Origin of the sequence: Kitasatospora sp. NPDC088346 (assembly GCF_044740765.1) — a bacterium.
Classification (GTDB): Bacteria; Actinomycetota; Actinomycetes; order Streptomycetales; family Streptomycetaceae; genus Kitasatospora.
The window spans coordinates 319,513-340,391 of sequence record NZ_JBIURH010000004.1 but is presented as its reverse complement, the minus strand read 5'-3'; the positions used below and the strand labels follow the sequence as shown (position 1 = coordinate 340,391).

Below are 20,879 nucleotides of genomic sequence, written 5' to 3'. Positions count from 1 at the left end.
GACGTACGAGACGAGAGAAGAAGAAAGATCATGGCAAAGCGCATCGACGTCAGCGGACTGTCCGCCTTCTACGGATCCACCAAGGCCATCGAGGACATCTCGATGACCGTCGAGCCCCGCTCGGTCACGGCCTTCATCGGCCCGTCCGGCTGCGGCAAGTCGACCTTCCTGCGCACCCTCAACCGGATGCACGAGGTCATTCCCGGTGCCCGGGTCGAGGGCAAGGTGCTGCTCGACGACGAGAACCTCTACGGTTCCAACGTCGACCCGGTCGCCGTGCGCCGCTCGGTCGGCATGGTGTTCCAGCGCCCCAACCCGTTCCCGACCATGTCCATCTACGACAACGTGGTGGCCGGTCTCAAGCTCGCGGGCGTCAAGAAGAAGTCCGTGCTGGACGGCGTGGTGGAGAAGTCCCTCAAGGGTGCCAACCTCTGGAACGAGGTCAAGGACCGGCTGAACAAGCCCGGCGCCGGCCTCTCCGGCGGCCAGCAGCAGCGGCTGTGCATCGCCCGCGCCATCGCGGTCGAGCCGCAGGTGCTGCTGATGGACGAGCCCTGCTCGGCCCTGGACCCGATCTCCACCCTCGCCATCGAGGACCTGATCGGTGAGCTGAAGACCCAGTACACGATCGTCATCGTGACCCACAACATGCAGCAGGCGGCCCGCGTCAGCGACCGCACCGCCTTCTTCAACCTGGCCGGCGTCGGCCAGCCGGGTCGGCTGATCGAGCTGGACGACACCCAGCGGATCTTCTCCAACCCGTCGGTCCAGGCCACCGAGGACTACATCTCCGGCCGCTTCGGCTAGGCACCGGCCGCCGTCGCGCGGACACGAGCTGCTCTGGGGTGCTGCATGGCGGTGCCACCGCAGAGCGTGCGAGAAGGGCCCGCCCCCGTGATGTGGGGGCGGGCCCTTCCGTCTTCTGTCCGGTGGTCTGCCGTCCGTCCGGACGGCCGGTCAGCCGAAGATCAGGTAGATGATCCAGTAGATGACCGCGGCCACCACCGCCGCCGCCGGCATGGTGATGAACCAGCCCAGCACGATGTTCTTGGCCACGCCCCAGCGCACCGCGCGGATCCGCTTGGTGGCGCCCACGCCCATGATCGCGGAGGTGATCACGTGGGTGGTGGAGATCGGCGCCTTGAAGACGAACGAGGTGATGTACATGATCGTCGACGCGGTGGCCTCGGCCGCGAAGCCCTGCGGCGGGTCCAGCTCGATGATCTTGCGGCCGAGCGTCCGCATGATCCGCCAGCCGCCGGCGTAGGTGCCGAGCGACAGGGCCGTCGCGCAGGAGATCTTGACCCAGATCGGGATCTCGCTGGTCGACTGGTGCCCCGAGATGGTCAGCGCCATCACCACGATGCCCATCGTCTTCTGGGCGTCCTGGAGACCGTGGGCCAGCGCCATCGCGGCGGCCGAGGCCGTCTGCGCCACCCGGAAGTTGCGCTTGGCCCGGTGCGGGTTGGCCTTCCGGAAGATCCACAGGATCGCCAGCATCACCAGGAAGCCGAAGAGCAGACCGACGACCGGCGAGACGAACATCGGAATGACGATCTTGTCCAGCACGCCGGACCAGATCACCTGGGTGCCGCCGGCCAGCGCCGCGCCCACCATGCCGCCGAACAGCGCGTGCGAGGAGGAGGACGGCAGACCGAAGTACCAGGTGACCAGGTTCCAGGTGATCGCCCCGAACAGCGCCGCGAACAGGATGGCCATGCCCTGCTGGCCGGTCGGGGTCTCGATGATCCCGCTGGAGACCGTGTGGGCCACCCCGCTGCCGAGGAAGGCGCCGGCCAGGTTCATCACGGCGGCCATCGCCAGGGCCACCCGGGGGGTGAGCGCCCGGGTCGAGACCGAGGTCGCGATCGCGTTGGCGGAGTCGTGGAAGCCGTTGGTGTAGGTGAAGAAGAACGCGACGCCGAGGACGGCGATGAGTGTTGCCGTGTCCACGCTGGTCAGGACTCCTTGACCGCGATGGTCTCCACCGTGTTGGCGACGTGCTCGAACGCGTCGGCCGCCTCTTCGAGGACGTCGACGACCTGCTTCAGCTTGAGCACCTCGATGGCGTCGTACTGACCGCTGAAGAGGTGGGCGAGCAGCTTGCGGTGGATCTGGTCCGCCTGGTTCTCCAGCCGGTTGACCTCGATCCAGTACTCGGTCAGGTTCGACATCGAGCGCAGGTTCGGCATCGCGCCCGCGGTCAGCTCGGCGGCCCGGGCCAGCACCTCGATCTGCTGCTCGACGCCCTTCGGGAGGGTCTGGATGTCGTAGAGGACGACCAGGTCGACGGCCTCCTCCATGAAGTCCATGATGTCGTCCAGGGAGGACGCCAGGCTGTAGATGTCCTCGCGGTCGAAGGGCGTGATGAAGGAGGAGTTCAGCTGGTGGAACACCGCGTGGGTGGTGTCGTCCCCGGCGTGCTCGGCGGCGCGCATGCGCTCGACGATGTCCGCGCGGGCCGACACGTCTGCACCCAGCAGTTCCAGCAGGAGCTTCGAGCCGACGACCAGGTTCTCCGCGGCAGCGGCGAACATGTCGTAGAAGCTCGTCTCCTTCGGGGTCAGGCTAAAACGCACGGAAATCTCCGATGTGCGGGGGCGGGACTGAACGATGCTAGGCGCAAGCCGTCCGAACAGTGCAAACGGGGGTTGACGTGACGCCTCAGTGTGGCCCAAACTCGGCCGGTTTGCTCCTGCCCTGCACAGGCCGTCCGTACCCGGCCGCCCGGACGGCGGAACACCGTTCCGGCCCGGGGTGTTGGACACTGGGGGTTCAGACGGAGGCGACCAGCAAGGACGGAAGGCGAGCCGGATGACCACGATCCCGACGCGCACCGAGGACGGACCGGCGCCCGGCGACGCCGGTGCGGGGCACGGTGACGGCGGGCACGGCCCGCACGGTTACAGCTCGCAGAAGGCCGAGCACCTCAAGAGACTGCGGCGGATCGAGGGACAGATCCGCGGTCTGCAGCGGATGGTCGACGAGGACGTCTACTGCATCGACATCCTCACCCAGGTCTCGGCCGGGACGAAGGCCCTGCAGTCCTTCGCGCTCGCGCTGCTGGAGGAGCACCTGCGGCACTGCGTCGCCGCCGCGGCCGAGGAGGGCGGCGCCGAGCTGGACGCCAAGGTGGCGGAGGCCACCGCGGCCGTCGCACGGCTGCTGCGGTCCTGAGCCTGCGCGGTCCTGAGCCTGCGGGGACCTCAGCCTGCGCGGTCCTGAGCCTGCGCGGTCCTGAGCCTGCGCGGCCCTGAGGCTCTGGGGCCCGCGCGGGCGGGTGCCGCGCGGGCAGCCGGCCGGGCGGCGCCGCCGCGTTGAGGGCCGGTCAGCCGCCGGGCCCGTCCGACCGCGGGTCGGTGGTCCGGTCCAGCAGCACCTCGTCGATCTCCTCGGTGGCCAGCCGCTCCTCCGCGCTGGTGGAAGCGGCGATCATCAGCTCACCGGCCAGCTCGATCTCGTCGAGCGCCGTCTTGTCGTGGCCGCCTGCGCGGCCGTCCGCGGACGCCACCTGCACCACCACCCCTTCAGCGCCACCTGCCGGTCCGGACGGCAGCCCCGGCTGTCCAGCGTAGGCAGGACCGGGCCCGGCCACATGGCACGGACGGGTCATCTCTGCCGCCGAAACGGGTGGGACATCGCGGACTACTTCGCCCCGGGGGACTCGGAGCCCGGCATCGTGTAGATGTCGGCCGCCGCGGGCTCGGCCGCCTGCACCGGCTTGCCGAAGTCGTCGAGCGAGACCGTCGAGACCACCTTGACCTGGTCCTTGGCGGCCTTGGAGCCCGCGACACCGGTGAAGTTGAACGTCTCGACCACCTTGCGCAGCCGCCCCTGCGAGTCCAGCCAGGCCTCGTAGGGGACCTCCTTGGTGGTGAAGGTCTGTGCCCCCATCCGCAGCGAGTCGGCCCCGCGGCCACCGGTGGCGTCGGCCGCCTTGGAGAGGTCCAGGGAGCCCTTGTAGTGCTTGAGCTCGACGCCGCCGACCGTCTCGGTGCCGACCAGCTCGGAGGAGGTCACCCCGCGCAGCGCACCGGCGGCGCCGGCCGGGTCGGTGGCGCCGCTGCTGACCAGGTTGCCGTCGGGGAGCTGGCGGACGTCGAGCTTGACCCACTTGCCGGCCGGGATCTTGGCGCCGCTGTTCTGCAGGTAGACCGTGCCGGGCAGGACCACCTCCAGGATGGTGCCGGTGGTCGCCGCCCCGGGCGGCACGGTGATCTCCAGCCGGCCGATCCGCTTGACGTAGTCGTACCCGCCGGTGCCGGTGAACACGGCCTTCTTGTCCGCGGACTCGGTGCTCAGCTCCGTCCTGGCGTGGGCCGAGCCGGTGCGGCCGGTGATGTCGGCGGCGCTGCGGACGGCGGTCAGCGGATCGGCGGAGAGCTGGTCCGCCGAGGTGCCCTGGGGGCGGCCGCCGCTGCCACCGCCACCGCAGGCGGCCAGGGCGGCGGCGAGCACGGCCACCGCCGCGGCCGTCCGGACGGGCCGTGCGGACCGGTGGCTCTTGATCGGCTTCTTCACTCTGGACACAACCCCCTCGGGCGCGGATGCCCGGCAAGCAGCTGCCCCGGGTGGGCAGAGCTCTCCACCGTCCAACGAGCCGACGGCCCGGGGGTTACGCCAATGGGGGCGTGTGGAGGTCGTCGCGCGCCGGGTCCGGCTCGGGTTACCGTGAGGCACGTGTACAGCGAGCTGCCGGCGGAGCCCGGCGCGGCACCCGGGTCGGACCACCGTGTGTCGATCGACGAGCGCGGGTCGTTCTGCTTCGCCGAATGCAGCTGCGGCTGGGCAGCCCCGGCACGGCGCTCCCGGGACCGCGCGAGACGGGACGCCGCGGAGCACCTGGCGGCGACTCAACAGCCCCTGGACAGCCGCTGAAGCCGCTCCGGGGCCGCCTGGGACGGGCCCCGGCCCCGCCTGGGCCCCGGGCGGCTCAGGCCGCCAGGTCGCGTTCCTGCGGGGGTTCCTCGGCGGGGGCCACCGGCCGGGCGCGGCGGGAGGCCGCGCGGCGGCGCCGGGCGGGTGCGGCACGCCGCGGACCGGCCACGATCAGGGGTGACACGGCGGTCCTCGTCAGCGCGTGGCAGAGCGGGACCAGCACCGCCATCGCGATCGGGGCCAGCAGCAGGACCACGGCGGTGGCGAGCGCGTAGCCGCCGAGCACGTCGGTGGGGTAGTGCACGCCCATGAACATCCGGCAGAAGCCCTGGAGCAGGGCCAGCACGCCGGCCACCAGGCCGAGCCGCCGGTTGACCAGCATCAGGGCGACGGCGATGCCCATGGACATCGCCGAGTGGTCGCTGACGAAGGAGAGCGTGCCCTCCTTGCCCTCGACCAGGACGTCCAGCTCGGGGTGGTCGACGAACGGCCGCGGGCGGTCGACGATCGCGGAGATGGGCAGGTTGGCGAGCTCGGCGATGGCGACCGCGAGCGGCGCCCAGAGCAGGCCGGCCACCGCCACCGGGGCGTCGGGGGCCCGGCGGGCGCTCCACCAGGCCGTCAGGCAGACGGCGGCGAGGCCCAGCAGGATGCCGTACTCGCCGATCCAGGACACCAGGCCGTCCACCCAGCTCGGCGCGGATCCGGCCAGGCCGTTGACGGCGCGCAGCAGGTCGAGGTCGGGGTCGCCCGTGTCGGCGAGCAGCGTCGGCACGCCGCACCTCCCTCTCTCGTCACACAGGTCTCAATGGTCCACTGGGCAAGAACGCCGTGGACGGGGTTCAGGTTTCCATCCGGAAAGCCTGTTATGGAAACTTGACTGACCGTCCACTGGACACCCACACGCCGAGCTGTCGCCGGGTCAGCTCTTTGCCGGCGTTTGACCGTCCGCCGACAGGGCCGCCGCGGGGCTCGCCGGGCGACTCGCGGCGGTGGTGCCCGGGAGGCCGGGCGCGGGGGCGGCGAGTGCCTGGGCCGCCGGGCTCGCCGCGCCCGCGCCGGGGTTGCCGCCGCTCGGTCCGCCGCCGCCGGTGATGCTGCCGTCCGCGGCGCGCACCGGCAGCGCCTCGGCGCCGTCCTGGGTGATCCGGGTCGCGCCGATGTAGTCGCGCTGGTCGATCCGGTCGTAGCGGATCACCGCGCCGGTGTGCGGGGCGTCGATCATGTAGCCGCCGCCGACGTAGATCCCGACGTGGTGGATGGAGCGCGGATCGTTCAGGTCGTTGGCGAAGAAGACCAGGTCGCCCGGGCGGAGCTGGTCCCGGGAGGGGTGCTCGCCGGCGTACCACTGGTCGTTGGCGACCCGGGGGAGCTTGATGCCCACGCTCTCGAACGCGGCCTGGGTGAGGCCGGAGCAGTCGAAGCGGCCGTTCTGCGAGGGCAGGCCCTCACCGCCCCAGAGGTAGGGCGTGCCCAGCTTGGTCTGGGCGTAGTAGATCGCGCCGGCCGCCTGGTGGGAGACGGTGACGGCCGCGCCGGCCCCGGCGGCGGGCGCCGTGAAGCTGCGGGCGAGCGCCTGGATGCTGCGGACGTAGCCCTGGGTCTCGCGGTACGCGGGGATGCCGCCGGCCCTTATCACCGCGTAGGGGCCCGCGTTGTAGGCGGCGAGCATGTTGGCCTGGCGGTCGCCGGGGACGTTGGAGACGTCGTGCGCGAGGGCGCAGTCGTAGGTGGCGGCGGAGGCGATGGCGTCGGAGGCGTCCCAGATGTCCCGCTTGCCGTCGCCGTTCCCGTCCGTCCCGTACGTCGCCCAGGTGGCCTCCAGGAACTGTGCCATCCCGTAGGCCTTGGCGGGGCTGCGGGCCGACGGGTCGAATCCGCTCTCCTGGTAGAGCTGCGCGGCGAGCATCGGGGGGGAGATCTCGGGGCAGAGGACGCCCCATTGCTGGATCAGCGGCTGGTACGCGGCGGGCACGGTGCCGCTGGAGAGGCCGAGGTTGTTCGCGGCCTGCTGGGGTGCGCCACTGGCGGCGAACGTCCCGACACTGACCAGACCGACGAATCCGAACGTCACAACTACCGCAGCGGCGGCGGCTGCGCCTGCCTTGCGGAGTACCATCAGCACCATCCCGACGAAGCGTCAGTCAGCAGTGTCTCGGAAGGCGTTGCTCAGCGCAATCAACGCGAACACATAGAGTGAGCCGTATCCTTCGTACGGTGGACATCCTGTCGTACGTGTCCCGTGCCGCACGACCAATCCGCGAGAAGCAGCCAAGTCGACATCAGATCTGGCCAAGAATAGGACCGGCCCCTTCGCTCGACCGTGGTTCGGGGCCTTGAATTTGCCTGATCGGGCGGTGAGATGGAAATGAACCTGAGCAGCGTGGGCAACAAGGTGACCGGGTACCTGGCGGAGGATCCGCCGAAGAAGGCCAATATCGACACCATCATCGGTGGGATCGCGCCCGACTGGGGCCCGTTCGCGAGCCTCGGGTCGGAGGCCCGGGTGATGGTGGAGGTCGTCATGGCCGTGGCCATCCTGGCCTGCCTGGGGCTGGCCGTCTGGGGGGCGGCCAAGCAGCGGATCGGTGCCACCGCGATGAGGGACACGTTCAGCGCCGAACAGGGCAAGGGGCTGATCATCGCGGGCCTGACCGGCGTGTTCATCATCGGTTCGCTCGGCACCCTGTTCACCATTGTCTACGGCATGGCGATCTGACGATCAGATAGTCGTCCCGGCGGACCGGTCGCGCCGCGTCTGCTGGGGCAGTCGTGTTCCACCAGCGGAGCCCCCACCCGGGCTCCCCGCACCAGGAGGGCCGCCGTGCCGTTGTCCGACGACCAGCCGCACACCCGTACGCGGCTACCGGTCGCCGAACAGTCCTCCTACCAGGTGAGCGGGCGTCAGTCACGGCCGCTGCGGACCCTGCTCGCCGTGCTGGTGGTGGTCACCCTGCTGGTGCTGGCCATCTCGATCGCCAACCGCGGCAAGCCGGACCCGGGCGGGTCGGCCGGCTCCGGCGAGCGGACCGGCGGGTCCGCCGGCGACGCCGTACCGGGCGCGGCCGGGACCGCCGCCAGTGGGCAGCAGCCGGTCGCCACCTCCGCCAACGGGGTCGCCAACGGCTTCCCGCACACCGACCAGGGCGCCCAGTCGGCCGCCGCCAACTACGCGGCCGCCCTGGGCTCGGCCGAGATGTTCGGGGCCGACACCCGGCACACCCTGGTGGCCGCCGTCACCGACCCCACCGTCACCGCGCAGCTCCAGGAGCGGCTGGACCGGGCCTTCGGCCCGGAGACCGTCGCCGGCTTCGGACTGGACGCGCAGGGCAAGGCCCCCAAGGGGCAGACCTTCGTCAGCCGCAGCGTCCCGGTCGGCACCCGGACCACCAACTTCGCAGACACCGCCACCCGGGTCGACGTCTGGTGCACCGGACTGTACGGGCTGGCCGGCGAGGGCTCGACCAAGCCGGTGTCCCAGGACTGGTACACGCTGACCGTCACCATGCGGTGGAACGGCGGCGACTGGAAGGTCACCGACTTCTCCCGCGCCGCCGGACCGGCCCCCGTGCCGGGCGACCAGCAGGCGGCCACCGCCGAGGACATCACCAACGCCGTCAGGCAGTTCGGAGGCTTCCGCTATGCCCGCTGACGGCCCGGCCCGCCTGTTGCCCCGGGCGGCCACGCTCGGCGGCGCCATGGCGGCCCTCCAGCTCGCCGCCCTGGTGACGGCGCAGCGGGTCTTCGCCGACCCCACCCCGAGCCCCTCGCCGAGCCCCTCGGTCTCCAAGTGCGCCGGCCAGGAGGCCACCGTGCTGGGCGCCGACCGGCTCTGCGCGCCGCCCGGCGCCGTCGTGGTGCCGGGCAGCGGCACCGTCTCCGGCGTCACCGATCCGCTCGGCTCGCTGGCCAAGGGCTGCGCCCAGGCGGCCGCGTGGGTGGTCCGGAAGCTGTCCGGTGCGATCGACGGCACCACCCAGGTCGACTTCACCAACGCCGCCTTCCTGCAGCAGTACGCGGTGGTCTTCGCCGGCTCCACCATCATCACCCTGGTGCTGTGGCTGCTCGCCGTCACCAAGCGGGCCGTCCGCGGCGCCCCGCTCGGCCAGGCCTTCGCCGAGGCGATCGGCTTCCTGTGGCTGACGGTGGTGGCCTCCGCCTTCACCCCGCTGATCCTGTTCACCCTGGTCAGCGTCACCGACGGGCTGACGGCCGCGATCGCGGCCGGTACCAAGTCGGACACCGGCACCTATCTGGGCGGCTTCGCCGACACCCTGGAGAAGGGCACCATGGGCGGCGGCCCGCTGATCCTGATCATCGTCTCGCTGGTGGCGGTGCTCGCCGCGGCGGTGCTCTGGATCGAGCTGCTGATCCGCGCCGCGATGCTCTACGTCGGTGCGCTGCTGGGCACCGCGGTCTACGCCGGCCTGGTCGACAAGCAGCTGTGGAAGCACGTCCGCCGCTGGGCCGGGCTGATGCTCGCGGTCGACCTGGCCAAGCCGATCATCGTGATCATCCTCGGTCTGGCGGGCGCGGTCGCCACCGGAGCCGGCGCGGACGACGACTTCGCCCGGGTGCTCTCCGGCCTGGCCATCCTGTTCCTGTCGATCTTCGCCAGCGCGGCCGTCTACCGCTTCGTGCCCGGCCTCGGCGACGAGATGCTCCAGCTGCGCAACGCGCGGGCCGGTGCGGTCTCGGCCGGCTCGGCGATGATCAGCGGCCCGGCGAACCTGGTGAAGCAGGGCATCTCCGCCCACGGCTCGCGCGGCGGCCCGCAGACCGCCAACGCCTCCGCCGGCTCCGGTGGCGGCTCCGTCGCCCCCGGCATCGCCGCGCACGCCGGCCGCACCCCCGCGCCCGCACCCCCGCCGCAGGCCCCGCCCATGATCCGTGACAGCAACTCAGCGAAGGGAGGGTGACGGGTCGGTGAGCAGCGAACCGCTCGGCCAGTACGGAACCCAGTACGCCCAGCCGTACGTACACCAGCGCCGCACGTACCTGATCGGCAAGTCCCGGCCCAACGCGCCGATCGGACGCAACCGGGAGACCGGCGAGATCGTGCTGATCATCTTCGGCGCGTTCCTCGGCATGATGTGGGGCCTGCTGCTGCCGATCCTGCCGCTGCGGATCGCCGGCCTGGTCGGCTTCCCGCTGCTCGCCATCATGGCGGTGTACGTGCCGTACCGGCGGCGTACCTTCTACAAGTGGGCCGAGATCAACCGCACGTACCGCCGGACGCTGCGCAGTGGCCGGGCGGTGTGGAAGTCCGAGGTGATCGACGCGGGCACCCGGCTGGACGGGCGCGAGGTCGAGATCGGTCCGCCGCCCGGGGTGGGCCGGCTGCGCTGGCTGTCCGCGCCGTTCGGGCCGGACGAGGTCGCGGTGCTGATGCACCTGGAGCGCCGGACGGTCACCGCCGCGATCGAGATCGAGGGCCCCGGCGTGGGCCTGCGGGACTCCGAGGACCAGGAGACCCTGGTCGACCGGTTCGGAACCCTGCTCAAGCACGTGGCCAACGGCGACGGCTTCGTGACCCGGTTGCAGATCCTGGCCCGGACGCTGCCCGCCGACCCGGACGCGCACGCCAAGGACGTCGAGCGGCGCGGCTCCCAGGAGTCGCCGCGCTGGCTCAAGGAGTCGTACGACCAGCTGCAGTCGATGGTGTCGACCTCCTCCGAGCAGCACCGCGCGTACCTGGTCGCCTGCATGCACTACACCCGCGACCTCGCGGCCGAGGCGCACGCCATGGGCCGGACCGCGGACGGCCGCCGGGTGCGGGACGACGACGGCCTGGCCACCGTGATGGCCCGCGAGCTGACCGACATCTGTGCCCGGCTGGCGGAGGCCGACATCCGGGTCCGCCAGCCGCTGGGCCAGGCCCGGTTGGCCTCGCTGGTGCACTCGATGTACGACCCGGACCACCCGATCGACCACCTGCAGGCGATGAGCCGGCGCAACGCCTGGCCGGCCGAGCTGGACGCCACCCATCCGCAGCTGCTGACGGCCAAGACCAGGGAGTCCGCCACCCGCGAGCCGTGGTGCCACGCCACCGCCTGGATCAAGGAGTGGCCGCTCACCCCGGTGGGCGTCAACTTCCTGGCGCCGCTGCTGGTGCACACCCCGGACGTGATCCGGACGGTCGCGGTGACGATGGACCTGGAGCCGACCGACGTCGCGATCGAGCGGATGCTCACCGAGAAGACCAACGACGAGGCCGAGGCCAACCGCGCGGCCAAGATGAACCGCACCGTCGACCCGCGCGACCTGGCCCACACCGGCCGGGTGGACCAGCGCGGCGACGACCTCGCCTCCGGCGCGGCCGGCGTCAACCTGGTCGGCTACCTCACGGTGTCGGCCCGCAGTCCCGAGGCGCTGGCCCGCGACAAGCGGACCATAAGGGCCTCGGCGGGCAAGAGCTACCTGAAGCTGGAGTGGTGTGACCGCGAGCACCACCGGGCCTTCGTCAACACCCTCCCGTTCGCCACCGGCATCCGCCGCTGACCCCGCAGGAGGCACCGTCATGGCGATCGGCAACCTGACCGAGGCCTTCACCAGCCTGATGTTCGGCAAGGTGGAGACCACCCGGCTCCCCGTCCGCACCTCCACCGGCCAGGCCCAGGCCGTCTACCTGCCCACCGCGGCGCCCGGTCTGGGCGACTCGGGCGTGATCATCGGCCGGGAGGTCTACAGCGGCAAGGGCTACGTCTACGACCCGTTCCAGCTGTACGGCCAGCAGCTGCCGGCCCCGCACTGGCTGGTGCTGGGCGAGTCCGGCAACGGCAAGTCCGCGCTGGAGAAGACGTACGTGCTGCGGCAGTTGAGGTTCCGCGACCGCCAGGTGGTGGTGCTGGACGCGCAGGGCGAGGACGGTGTCGGCGAGTGGAACCTGATCGCCAACGCGCTCGGCATAAAGTCGATCCGGCTCGACCCGATGTCCGCCCGGGACGGCGGCGTGCGGCTGAACCCGCTGGACCCGTCGATCACCACCACCGGCCAGCTGTCGCTGCTGCGCACCATCATCGAGGTCGCGATGGGGCACGGGCTGGACGAGCGGGCCGGCTTCGCGCTCAAGGCCGCGCACGCCTACGTGATCGGCTCGGTGACGGACCGCCAGCCGGTGCTGGACGACATCATCAACACCCTGCGCAGCCCGGAGCTGTCGTCGATCGCCTCGCTCGGGGTGGCGGTGGACGACGTGCAGTCCTGGGGCCTGGACGTGGCGTTGGTGCTGGACCGGCTGGTCGACGGCGACCTGCGCGGCATGTTCGACGGGCCGACCACCGAGGGCATCGACCTGGACGCGCCGCTGATCGTCTTCGACCTCTCGCACATCGACCGCAACTCGATCGCGATGCCGATCCTGATGGCGATCGTCGGGGTCTGGCTGGAGCACACCTGGCTGCGGCCGGACCGGGTGAAGCGGATCTTCCTGGTGGAGGAGGCCTGGCACATCATCAACAGTCCGTTCGTGGCGCAACTGTTCCAGCGGCTGCTGAAGTTCGGGCGCCGGCTCGGCCTGTCCTTCGTGGCGGTGGTGCACCACCTGTCCGACGTGGTGGACGGTGCGGCGGCCAAGGAGGCGTCGGCGATCCTCAAGATGGCCTCCACCCGGACCATCTACATGCAGAAGGCCGAGGAGGCGAGAGCCACCGGCCGGGTGCTCGGGCTGCCGCGCTGGGCGGTCGAGATCATTCCGACCCTCTCGCCCGGCATCGCGGTGTGGGACGTCAACGGCAACGTCCAGGTGGTCAAGCACATCATCACCGAGGCCGAGCGGCCGCTGGTCTACACCGACCGGGCGATGACGGAGGACGCGGTGGCCGAACGGGAGCGCGCCGAACAGCACTTGGCGGCCGAGCCGCGGCGGTGAGGCGGCCCGGGCCTAGTGATGATCACCACTGGTCCGGGCCGGCCGGTGCGGTGCGCGGGGCGGGTGCCCGGCGCTCGGCGCGCCGCGGCGGCCTCCCGGCGGCGCGCCGGGGCCTTCGCCGGTAAGGGCCGTTGGCCGGCGAACCGTCCGGGGGTCGGCCCGGGGCCCGGCCGGGCCGGCCGGGAACGCGGGTCGGACATCAACGGGCCGTCAGGTTCCGGAAACCCGGTCGTTACGTCCAGGGTCCTGACAGCTACGCGCGTTGACCCTAGGCTTCACCCCGTCACACGGCACCTGCCAGCCCGGCCCCGTCCCAGCCGGGGCCCCGACGGTCCAGGGGATCCCTCATGCCCACCACCGGTCTCACCGGTCGCTACCGCAAGGCGGCGTACAGCGCCGCCGCCGCCGCAGGCCTGTTCGGCACCGTGATCGTGCCCGGCGTCGCCCAGGCGCACGACTACGACGACTACGGCTACGGCTACGGTCACCACCACAAGCCGAAGGTCGTCGACCTCCAGCTGCTGGCCATCAACGACCTCCACGGCAACCTGGAGCCCCCGGCGGGCTCCTCGGGCACCATCAAGGAGATCGACCCGGTCACCAAGCAGACCGTCTCCACCCCGGCCGGCGGCGTCGAGTACCTGGCCACCGCGCTGCGCGAGGCCCGCAAGGGCCACTCCAACTCGATCACCGTCGCGGCCGGCGACATCGTCGGCGCGAGCCCGCTGATGTCCGGCCTGTTCCACGACGAGCCGACCATCGAGGCGATGAACAAGCTCGGCCTGGACGTCACCAGCGTCGGCAACCACGAGTTCGACGAGGGCGCCAAGGAGCTGCTCCGGCTCCAGAACGGCGGCTGCCACCCGACCGACGGCTGCTACGCCAAGGGCCGCAAGTTCAAGGGCGCCGACTTCGAGTACCTCGCCGCCAACGTCACCAACGAGAAGACCAACCGCCCGATCCTGGACCCGTACTGGGTGACCAAGGTCGACGGCGTGAAGGTCGGCTTCATCGGCGTCACGCTGGAGGGCACGCCCAACATCGTGACCGCCGAGGGCGTCAAGGGCCTGAAGTTCGGCAACGAGGTCGCCACCATCAACAAGTACGCCGCGGAGCTCAAGCGCAAGGGCGTCAACTCGATCGTGGCCCTGATCCACGAGGGCGGCTACCCGGCCAGCCCGGTCTACGACTTCGACTGCGGCGCGGGCGGCTCCGGCGTCTCCGGGCCGATCGTGGACATCGCCAAGAAGATCGACCCGTCGGTCGGCGCGATCGTCACCGGTCACACCCACAACGCGTACGCGTGCAGCATCCCGGACCCCAACGGCGTCCCGCGCTCGGTGACCAGCGCCGCCTCCTTCGGCCGGCTCTACACCGAGATCGACCTGAAGATCGACAAGCGCAGCGGCACGGTCGTCCGCCCGTCGGTCACCGCCGCCAACCACGTCGTCCGGCAGAACGTGCCGAAGGCCGCGGACATCACCAAGCTGATCGACTACTACCGCACGCTGGCCGCCCCGATCGCCAACCGGGCGCTCGGCTGGATCAGCGCGGACATCAACGGCCGCGGCTCGGCCGACCTGGAGAAGCCGCTCGGTGACGTGATCGCCGACGCGCAGCTGGCCGGACTCGCGCCCAAGGACAAGGGCGGCGCGCAGATCGCCTTCATGAACCCGGGCGGCATCCGTTCCGACCTGGTCTTCAAGGCCTCCGGGGCCGAGGGCGACGGCGTCGTGACCTACGGCGAGGCGTTCACCGTCCAGCCGTTCACCAACATGATGCAGGTCAAGACGCTGACCGGGGCCCAGATCGTCCAGCTGCTCCAGCAGCAGGTGAGCGGGCCCAACGAGGCCGCGCCGAAGATCCTGCAGAACTCGGCGGGCTTCACCTACACGCTGGACATGACCAAGACCGGCGCGGCCCGCGTCCTGGTCGACTCGGTCAGGCTGAACGGTGCCGCGATCGACCCGGCCGCCTCGTACCGCGTCGCGGCCAACGAGTTCCTGGCCGGCGGCGGCGACGGCTTCCCGGCCTTCGCGGCCGGCACCGACAAGCTGGTCGGCGCCTCGGACCTGGACCTGTTCGCGGCCTACCTGGGCGCCAACAGCAAGGCGGGCTCCCCGCTGAAGGTCCCGGCCCAGGACCGGATCAAGATCATCGGCTCGGGCGCGGACAAGGACTGACCCGCTCCAGCGCCGGGAGGGCGGGGCACCTGCGGGTGTCCCGCCCTCGGCGTGCCGCGGCGGGCCCAGGGCGCCGCTACTGCGGCCGGTCCGGCCGGCCGGGCAGCAGGATGGTGGCCAGCGCGCCCGGACCACCGTCCGCGGCCGGGCCGAGCGACACCTCGCCGCCGCCGTCCCGGACGGCCTGCGCCACGATCGACAGGCCCAGCCCCGAACCCAGCAGCTGCCGGGAGGACGGCGAGCGCCAGAACCGGTCGAAGACGTAGGGCAGTTCCTCCGCCGGGATGCCCGGGCCGTGGTCGCGGACGGTCAGCCGGCCGGCGGACAGCGTCACCTCGACGGTCCCGCCGGGCGGGCTGTACTTCACCGCGTTGTCCAGCAGGTTGATCACCGCCCGCTCCAGCGCCGGCCCGTCGCCGTGCACGTACCAGGGGCTGATGGCCAGCTCGAAGGCGAGCCCCGGACCGCGCAGCCGGGCCCGGTCGACCGCCCGGTCGGCGATCTCGTGCAGGGCCACCACGGACATGTTCTGCCCCGGCTTGGGGGAGTCCGGCCGGGAGAGCTGCAGCAGGTCGCCGATCAGCAGGGTCAGCTCCTGCATCTGCGCCTTCATGTTGCCCAGCATCTTGGCCCGGGTGGCGGGCGGCAGCGCCCGGCCGGTGTCGTCGCTGCGGATCAACAGGTCGACGTTGGTGCGCAGCGAGGTGAGCGGGGTGCGCAGTTCGTGGCCGGCGTCCGCGATCAGCCGGGTCTGCCGCTCGCGGGAGTTGGCGAGCGCGGTGGACATCGAGTTGAACGAGGTGGACAGCCGGGCGATCTCGTCGTTGCCGTGCACCGGGATGGTCGTGCCGACCTCCTCGGTACGGGCGATGTGCTCGACCACGTCGGTGAGGTCGTCGACCGGGCGCAGGGCGGACCGGGCGACCAGACGGCCGATGAACCCGGCGCCGACCGTGCCGACGCCGACCACGCCGAGCAGGATCAGGGCGAGGTTGTTCAGGGAGTCCTGCACGGTGTCGACGGGCAGGGCGACCAGCGCCACGTACTGCTTGAGGGGCTGGTCGTCGATGCCGACCGTCACCGGGAAGGCCAGCACCCGGGCGGGGGTGCCGTCGACGTACTGGCCGTCCCGGTAGGAGGCGGTCCGGGAGGTCAGCACCGACAGGTCGGCGGGGGAGGTCTGGACGGCGTGGGAGGCGCCCGGGGGGAAGCAGGCGGAGCCGTCCGCGGCGATCAGCTCGATGTCCCACTTCAGGGGCCGGTGCCGGTCGGTCGAGCTCTTGGCACGGGCGAACGCGGACGCCGGGGTGGTGCCGCAGGCGAGCGTGTTGTCCTGGCGCGGCGGGCCGTTGAAGAACGGGTCGGTGGGCGCCTCCGCCAGGTTGCTGTTGACCTGCTGGTAGAGCCGGTCCCGGACCAGGAACCAGCAGGCCAGCGCGGACAGTGCGATCGCGATGGCCACCGCGGCGGCGGTGAGCATGGACAGCCGGCTGCGCAGCGAGCGGCTGCGGTACCACTCGACCGGTCGCAGGCGCCGTGCGCGCCGCGGCGGGTGGGCGGGCTTCGGCGGGACGGCCTCGCTCACGCTGCCGCGCCGGTGGCGCTCCGCAGGGCGTAGCCGACGCCGCGGACGGTCTGGATGACGCGGGGCATGCCGCCCTGCTCGGTCTTGCGGCGCAGGTACATCACGTACACGTCGAGGGAGTTGGAGGACGGCTCGAAGTCGAAGCCCCAGACCGCCTTGAGGATCTGTTCCCTGGTCAGCACCTGGCGCGGGTGGGCCAGGAACATCTCCAGCAGCATGAACTCGGTGCGGGTCAGTTCGATCGGGCGGCCCTCGCGGGTGACCTCGCGGGTGGCGAGGTTCATCCGCAGGTCGGCGAAGGCGAGCACCTCGCTGGCGTCGGCGTCGACCGAGGCGCGGGCGGCGGCCTCGGCGGCGAGGGCGTTGCGGCGCAGCAGGGCGCGGACCCGGGCGAGCAGTTCGTCCAGCTCGAAGGGCTTGGCGAGGTAGTCGTCGGCGCCGACGTCCAGGCCGGTGACCCGGTCGCCGACCGCGTCGCGGGCGGTGAGCATCAGCACCGGTACGGCGTCGCCGCGCGAGCGCATCCGGCGGACGGTGGTGAGCCCGTCCATCCGGGGCATCATGATGTCGAGCAGGACGAGGTCGGGCCGCTGGCGTTCGACCGCCTCCAGGGCCTCGTAGCCGTCGGTGGCGGTGGCCACCTCGTAGCCCTCGAAGGCGAGGCTGCTCTCCAGGGCGTCCCGCAGGGCGGGTTCGTCGTCGACCACCAGGACGCGGGCGGTGGGGCCCGCGGCCTCGGCAGAGGTGCGGTCGTCGGCGGGGGGATTCATGGGCTCGGGCCCTTTCTGAGTCCGTACGGTCTGGCCATTGTCCTGCGGTGGGGCCCGGTTTACAGGTTCTGACCGGCCTGCAGCCGGGGGAGGACCTGCCTGACGTCGTTGATCGGGATGGCGAAGCCGAGGCCGACGCTGCCCGCGGTGCCGGAGTCCGCGGTGGAGCCGGCGCCGCTCGCCGAGTACATCGCGGAGTTGATCCCGACCACCTGGCCGTTGGCGTTGAGCAGCGGGCCGCCGGAGTTGCCGGGGTTGAGCGCGGCGTCGGTCTGCAGCGCCTGGTAGGTGGCGGTGTCGCCGCCGGACGCGGTGGAGCGGTTGCCGTTCAGGCCGGGCAGGTTGGGGAAGCCGAAGCCGCCGTTGCCCCGGGTGGAGCCCTCGTCGACCTGGACGGTGACCTTGCGGTTCATGGCGCTGATGATGCCGGAGGTGACCGTCCCGGTCAGGCCCTCGGGGTTGCCGATGGCGACCACCTCGTCGCCGACCCGGACGCCGGAGGAGTCGCCGAGTGCGGCGGCGGTGAGCCCGGAGACGCCGGCGGCGTCGATGACGGCGACGTCGAGGCCCTTGTCGGTGCCGGTGACGGTGGCGGTCGCGGTGCGGCCGTCCTTGAAGGTGACGGTGATCTGGCCGCCGTCGGAGACCGCGCCGGAGATCACGTGGTAGTTGGTGAGGATCTGCCCGCCGGAGGTGATGACCACGCCGGTGCCGGTGGCGGTGCCGTCCGCGGTCCTGACGGTGATCTGGACGACGCTGGGGGAGACGGCGGCGGCGATCGCGGAGACGTTCGCGGTGCCGTCGGACTTCGCGGAGACCGGGCTGACCAGGGTGGAGGCCGCGCCGGCCTGGTCGCCCCGGGCGTCGGCGAGCACGCCGCCGGTGACGCCGCCGATCAGCGCGGCGACGGTGGCGACCGCGGCGACCAGGACGAGCCGGCTCCTGAGCAGTCCGCGGCGGGCCCGGCCGCCGCGGTGGTCGGCGGGTCCGGTCGCGGGGCCGGACGCCGGCTCGGGCGGGGCGGGCGGCTCGGGGGTGCCGGGCCGGTCGTGGTGGGAGCCACCGGTGTCGTCCCGCAGGACGGTGCCCTCCAGGACGTGGGCGGTGGGCGCCTCGGCGGGCTGCGGCGGGGCCCAGCCGGCCTGGTCGCCGTACGGGTCGTGGGAGCCGTGGGGGGCGGGGGCGCCGTACGGGTCGTGGGAGCCGTGGGGCGCGTCGGGGTGCCGGTCGGGGTTGCTGCGCTGCTGGTCGCTCATGGAGTCACGGTCCGTCCGGATCATGAAGATCCCATGAGAGCCCGGTCAGAGCCTCCCGAGAAGCCCGTTGACTTCTCATAAAGCCTGGTCAGCGTACGGATGACCGCCGGACGGCATCACTGCTGGTCGGCGCCGCCGCAGCCGCAGGAACGCCGGACCACCAGGCGGGACTGGAAGGTGCGCACCCGCTCGGTGCCGGAGCCGGGGACCATCAGCGAGTCGTCCAGCACCAGGTCGACGGCGGCCCGGGCCATCGCGTCCCGGTCCGAGGCGACGGTGGTCAGCGGCGGGTCGGCGAGGGCCGCCTCGGGGATGTCGTCGAAGCCGGCCACCGCGAGGTCCTCCGGGACCCGCAGGCCGACCTCGCGGGCGGCCCGGAGCACGCCGATCGCCTGGTCGTCGGTGGAGCAGAAGATGGCCGGCGGCCGCTGCGGCGAGCGCAGCAGCTCGACCGCGACCTCGTAGGCGCCGTAGCGGTGGAACGGGGCGTCGATCAGGTTCGGCTCGACGGGCAGCTCGTGCGCCTCCATGGCGCGCTGCCAGCCCTCGACGTGGTCGATGACCGGGTCGCCGGGCGCGGGGGACTCCACCGGGCCGCCGAAGCAGACCACGTACGGGTGCCCGTGCACCTCCAGCAGGTGGCGCACGGCGGTCTCGGCGCCGCCGACGTCCTCGGTGACCACCGCGACGTCGTCGATCGCCTCGGGACGGCGGTGCAGCAGCACCACCTTGGCGCCCTCCATGGCGGCGAACTCCTCGGCGGCGCGCTGCGAGGGCCCCTGGCTGACCAGGATCAGGCCGGAGACCCGCATGCCCAGGAAGGCGCGGACGTAGTGGACCTCGCGGTCGTCGACGTAGTCGGAGTTGCCGATCAGCACCAGCTTGCCGCGCTCGGAGGCGGCGCGTTCCACGGCGTGCGCCATCTCGGCGAAGAAGGGCTGCCGGGCGTCCGGCACCACCATGCCGATCAGGTTGGTGCGGCGGGAGGCCATCGCCTGGGCGACGCTGTTGGGGCGGTACCCGAGCTGCTCGATGGCAGCGAGCACCTTCTCCTTGGTCGCGGGCGCGACAGGACGCGGCCCGTTGTTGATCACGTAGCTGACGACCGCGGTCGAGGTCCCAGCCAGTCGGGCTACATCGTCGCGCGTCACCTTGGCCACGCAGGGAGTCTACGCGGGTGGCGCGGCGGCGGTACGAGCAGTGTCACGACGCTTCGGGCGGCGGCGAGGGGCGATTCGGGCATAGCCCGACAAGCCGGGCGGCCGGCGGGGTGAAGGCCCCGCCGACCGCCGGTTCAGGCCTGCTGCGCGGCGCCGGTCGAGGTGCGCGACTCGTTGCCGGGACGCTCGCCCTTGTCCGGCTTCTCCGGCACCACGAACCGGTAGCCGACGTTGCGGACGGTGCCGATCAGCTGCTCGTGCTCGACGCCGAGCTTGGCCCGCAGCCGCCGGACGTGCACGTCCACCGTGCGGGTGCCGCCGAAGTAGTCGTAGCCCCAGACCTCCTGCAGCAGCTGCGCCCGGGTGAAGACCCGGCCGGGGTGCTGGGCGAGGTACTTGAGCAGCTCGAACTCCTTGAAGGTGAGGTCGAGGACGCGGCCCTTGAGCTTGGCGGAGTAGGTGGCCTCGTCGACCGAGAGGTCGCCGTTGCGGATCTCCATCGGGCTGTCGTCGGTGACCACCTGCAGCCGGCCCATGGCCAGCCGCAGTCGGGCCTCGACCTCGGCCGGGCCCGCGGTGTCCAGCAGGACGTCGTCGATGCCCCACTCCGCGGTGACGGCGGCCAGGCCGCCCTCGGTGACCACCAGGATCAGCGGGCAGCCGATGCCGGTGGAGCGGAGCAGCTGGCACAGGCTGCGGATCTGCGGCAGGTCACGCCGGCCGTCGACCAGGATGACGTCGGCGCTCGGGGTGTCGACCAGCGCCGAGCCCTCGGCGGGCGCCACCCGGACGTTGTGCAGCAGCAGCCCGAGCGCGGGCAGAACCTCGGCGGACGGCTGGAGGGCGTTGGTGAGCAGGAGGAGAGAACTCATACCCGGTAGTCCCCTTTCCGGGTCGTCGCGGTCGCAGGGCGTCGGGTGCCGTGGCCGCCCGTCGCGACTGCGTGGTGGGGTGGGGGGACGTCCGCAGGGTGAGATCCGGCCGGCACGGCGGCGCGCACGGCGGTGCGGAGCGGGTGCCGGGGGTCCCGCAACCCCTGGTGGTGCTCCGCAGCTGCCCTGCCCATCCGCGAACCTTCCGGTCTGTGCCCGCGCCGGGCGGGGGCCCGGCGCCGATTGCGACGCCCCGGCGGACCGCGGCACACCGTCGTGCCGCGCTCGCGGGGCGGTCCTCGCTG

At 72.0% G+C, this 20,879-nt stretch carries 19 protein-coding genes; 8 read left to right on the top strand and 11 right to left on the bottom strand.

Going from position 1 to position 20,879, the window contains the following annotated elements:
* Positions 1-30: 30 nt before the first annotated feature.
* Complete coding sequence (pstB, locus tag ACIOFR_RS09340) at positions 31-807, top strand: phosphate ABC transporter ATP-binding protein PstB (protein WP_400993962.1); 777 nt, start codon at positions 31-33, stop codon at positions 805-807.
* A 150-nt stretch (positions 808-957) separates the two neighbouring features.
* On the opposite strand, the gene ACIOFR_RS09335 is transcribed toward pstB, so the two are convergent.
* Both ACIOFR_RS09335 and ACIOFR_RS09330 read right to left on the bottom strand, forming a co-directional pair.
* The gene (locus tag ACIOFR_RS09335; protein WP_400993960.1) at positions 958-1,953 is read right to left on the bottom strand and encodes an anion permease; all 996 of its coding nucleotides are present in this window, start codon (positions 1,951-1,953) and stop codon (positions 958-960) included.
* Positions 1,954-1,958: 5 nt separating this feature from the next.
* Positions 1,959-2,579, bottom strand: coding sequence for a DUF47 domain-containing protein (locus tag ACIOFR_RS09330; protein ID WP_371498541.1), 621 nt, complete (start codon positions 2,577-2,579; stop codon positions 1,959-1,961).
* Positions 2,580-2,814: 235 nt separating this feature from the next.
* Here ACIOFR_RS09330 and ACIOFR_RS09325 point away from each other — a divergent pair, with 235 nt between their 5' ends.
* The gene (locus tag ACIOFR_RS09325; protein ID WP_400993958.1) at positions 2,815-3,177 is read left to right on the top strand and encodes a metal-sensitive transcriptional regulator; all 363 of its coding nucleotides are present in this window, start codon (positions 2,815-2,817) and stop codon (positions 3,175-3,177) included.
* Between the two features lie 151 nt (positions 3,178-3,328).
* Here the strand turns inward: ACIOFR_RS09325 and ACIOFR_RS09320 are convergent, their stop codons facing one another.
* The 4 genes from ACIOFR_RS09320 to ACIOFR_RS09305 form a co-directional block, all read right to left on the bottom strand.
* Entirely contained in the window at positions 3,329-3,517 is a 189-nt protein-coding gene (locus ACIOFR_RS09320; RefSeq protein ID WP_400993955.1) for a hypothetical protein, read from the bottom strand.
* A 128-nt stretch (positions 3,518-3,645) separates the two neighbouring features.
* Complete coding sequence (locus tag ACIOFR_RS09315; protein ID WP_400993952.1) at positions 3,646-4,521, bottom strand: hypothetical protein; 876 nt, start codon at positions 4,519-4,521, stop codon at positions 3,646-3,648.
* 412 nt (positions 4,522-4,933) lie between these two features.
* On the bottom strand, positions 4,934-5,653 hold the full coding sequence (locus tag ACIOFR_RS09310) for a phosphatase PAP2 family protein (RefSeq protein WP_400993950.1): 720 nt from the start codon (positions 5,651-5,653) through the stop codon (positions 4,934-4,936).
* A gap of 147 nt (positions 5,654-5,800) precedes the next feature.
* The gene (locus ACIOFR_RS09305) at positions 5,801-6,997 is read right to left on the bottom strand and encodes an NlpC/P60 family protein (RefSeq protein WP_400993948.1); all 1,197 of its coding nucleotides are present in this window, start codon (positions 6,995-6,997) and stop codon (positions 5,801-5,803) included.
* A gap of 288 nt (positions 6,998-7,285) precedes the next feature.
* On the opposite strand from ACIOFR_RS09305, the gene ACIOFR_RS09300 reads away from it, so the two are divergent.
* The 6 genes from ACIOFR_RS09300 to ACIOFR_RS09275 all read left to right on the top strand — a co-directional run bounded on the left by ACIOFR_RS09300 (position 7,286) and on the right by ACIOFR_RS09275 (position 14,931).
* Positions 7,286-7,597 carry a hypothetical protein gene (locus tag ACIOFR_RS09300; protein WP_400994021.1) on the top strand — a complete coding sequence of 104 codons (312 nt, stop codon included), beginning with the start codon at positions 7,286-7,288 and terminating at the stop codon, positions 7,595-7,597.
* Positions 7,598-7,702: 105 nt separating this feature from the next.
* Complete coding sequence (locus ACIOFR_RS09295) at positions 7,703-8,530, top strand: hypothetical protein (RefSeq protein WP_400993946.1); 828 nt, start codon at positions 7,703-7,705, stop codon at positions 8,528-8,530.
* Positions 8,520-9,797 (top strand): hypothetical protein, encoded by a 1,278-nt coding sequence (locus ACIOFR_RS09290; protein WP_400993944.1) that lies wholly within the window; start codon positions 8,520-8,522, stop codon positions 9,795-9,797. Before ACIOFR_RS09295 ends, ACIOFR_RS09290 begins: the two co-directional genes overlap by 11 nt.
* 7 nt (positions 9,798-9,804) lie before the next feature.
* A complete protein-coding gene (locus ACIOFR_RS09285) occupies positions 9,805-11,379 on the top strand; it encodes an SCO6880 family protein (protein WP_400993941.1) in 1,575 nt (524 codons plus the stop codon).
* A gap of 19 nt (positions 11,380-11,398) precedes the next feature.
* Positions 11,399-12,748, top strand: coding sequence for an ATP-binding protein (locus ACIOFR_RS09280; RefSeq protein WP_400993939.1), 1,350 nt, complete (start codon positions 11,399-11,401; stop codon positions 12,746-12,748).
* A gap of 347 nt (positions 12,749-13,095) precedes the next feature.
* A complete protein-coding gene (locus ACIOFR_RS09275; protein WP_400993937.1) occupies positions 13,096-14,931 on the top strand; it encodes a bifunctional metallophosphatase/5'-nucleotidase in 1,836 nt (611 codons plus the stop codon).
* Between the two features lie 76 nt (positions 14,932-15,007).
* Here the strand turns inward: ACIOFR_RS09275 and ACIOFR_RS09270 are convergent, their stop codons facing one another.
* The 5 genes from ACIOFR_RS09270 to ACIOFR_RS09250 all read right to left on the bottom strand — a co-directional run bounded on the left by ACIOFR_RS09270 (position 15,008) and on the right by ACIOFR_RS09250 (position 20,574).
* Positions 15,008-16,516 (bottom strand): sensor histidine kinase, encoded by a 1,509-nt coding sequence (locus ACIOFR_RS09270; protein ID WP_400993934.1) that lies wholly within the window; start codon positions 16,514-16,516, stop codon positions 15,008-15,010.
* On the bottom strand, positions 16,513-17,286 hold the full coding sequence (locus tag ACIOFR_RS09265) for a response regulator transcription factor (protein ID WP_400993932.1): 774 nt from the start codon (positions 17,284-17,286) through the stop codon (positions 16,513-16,515). Before ACIOFR_RS09265 ends, ACIOFR_RS09270 begins: the two co-directional genes overlap by 4 nt.
* 59 nt (positions 17,287-17,345) lie before the next feature.
* Positions 17,346-18,542, bottom strand: a complete 1,197-nt coding sequence (locus tag ACIOFR_RS09260; RefSeq protein ID WP_400993930.1) for a S1C family serine protease — start codon at positions 18,540-18,542, stop codon at positions 17,346-17,348.
* Positions 18,543-18,658: 116 nt separating this feature from the next.
* Positions 18,659-19,702, bottom strand: a complete 1,044-nt coding sequence (locus ACIOFR_RS09255) for a LacI family DNA-binding transcriptional regulator (protein ID WP_400993928.1) — start codon at positions 19,700-19,702, stop codon at positions 18,659-18,661.
* A gap of 134 nt (positions 19,703-19,836) precedes the next feature.
* The gene (locus ACIOFR_RS09250) at positions 19,837-20,574 is read right to left on the bottom strand and encodes a response regulator transcription factor (protein WP_400993926.1); all 738 of its coding nucleotides are present in this window, start codon (positions 20,572-20,574) and stop codon (positions 19,837-19,839) included.
* Positions 20,575-20,879 lie beyond the last annotated feature (305 nt).

Coding starts and splice junctions, on each gene's coding strand:
- pstB (WP_400993962.1), top strand. CDS start 31: ATGGCAAAGCGCATCGACGTCAGCGGACTGTCCGCCTTCTACGGATCC.
- ACIOFR_RS09260 (WP_400993930.1), bottom strand. CDS start 18,542: ATGAGCGACCAGCAGCGCAGCAACCCCGACCGGCACCCCGACGCGCCC.
- ACIOFR_RS09325 (WP_400993958.1), top strand. CDS start 2,815: ATGACCACGATCCCGACGCGCACCGAGGACGGACCGGCGCCCGGCGAC.
- ACIOFR_RS09275 (WP_400993937.1), top strand. CDS start 13,096: ATGCCCACCACCGGTCTCACCGGTCGCTACCGCAAGGCGGCGTACAGC.
- ACIOFR_RS09290 (WP_400993944.1), top strand. CDS start 8,520: ATGCCCGCTGACGGCCCGGCCCGCCTGTTGCCCCGGGCGGCCACGCTC.
- ACIOFR_RS09305 (WP_400993948.1), bottom strand. CDS start 6,997: ATGGTACTCCGCAAGGCAGGCGCAGCCGCCGCCGCTGCGGTAGTTGTG.
- ACIOFR_RS09265 (WP_400993932.1), bottom strand. CDS start 17,286: ATGAATCCCCCCGCCGACGACCGCACCTCTGCCGAGGCCGCGGGCCCC.
- ACIOFR_RS09250 (WP_400993926.1), bottom strand. CDS start 20,574: ATGAGTTCTCTCCTCCTGCTCACCAACGCCCTCCAGCCGTCCGCCGAG.
- ACIOFR_RS09280 (WP_400993939.1), top strand. CDS start 11,399: ATGGCGATCGGCAACCTGACCGAGGCCTTCACCAGCCTGATGTTCGGC.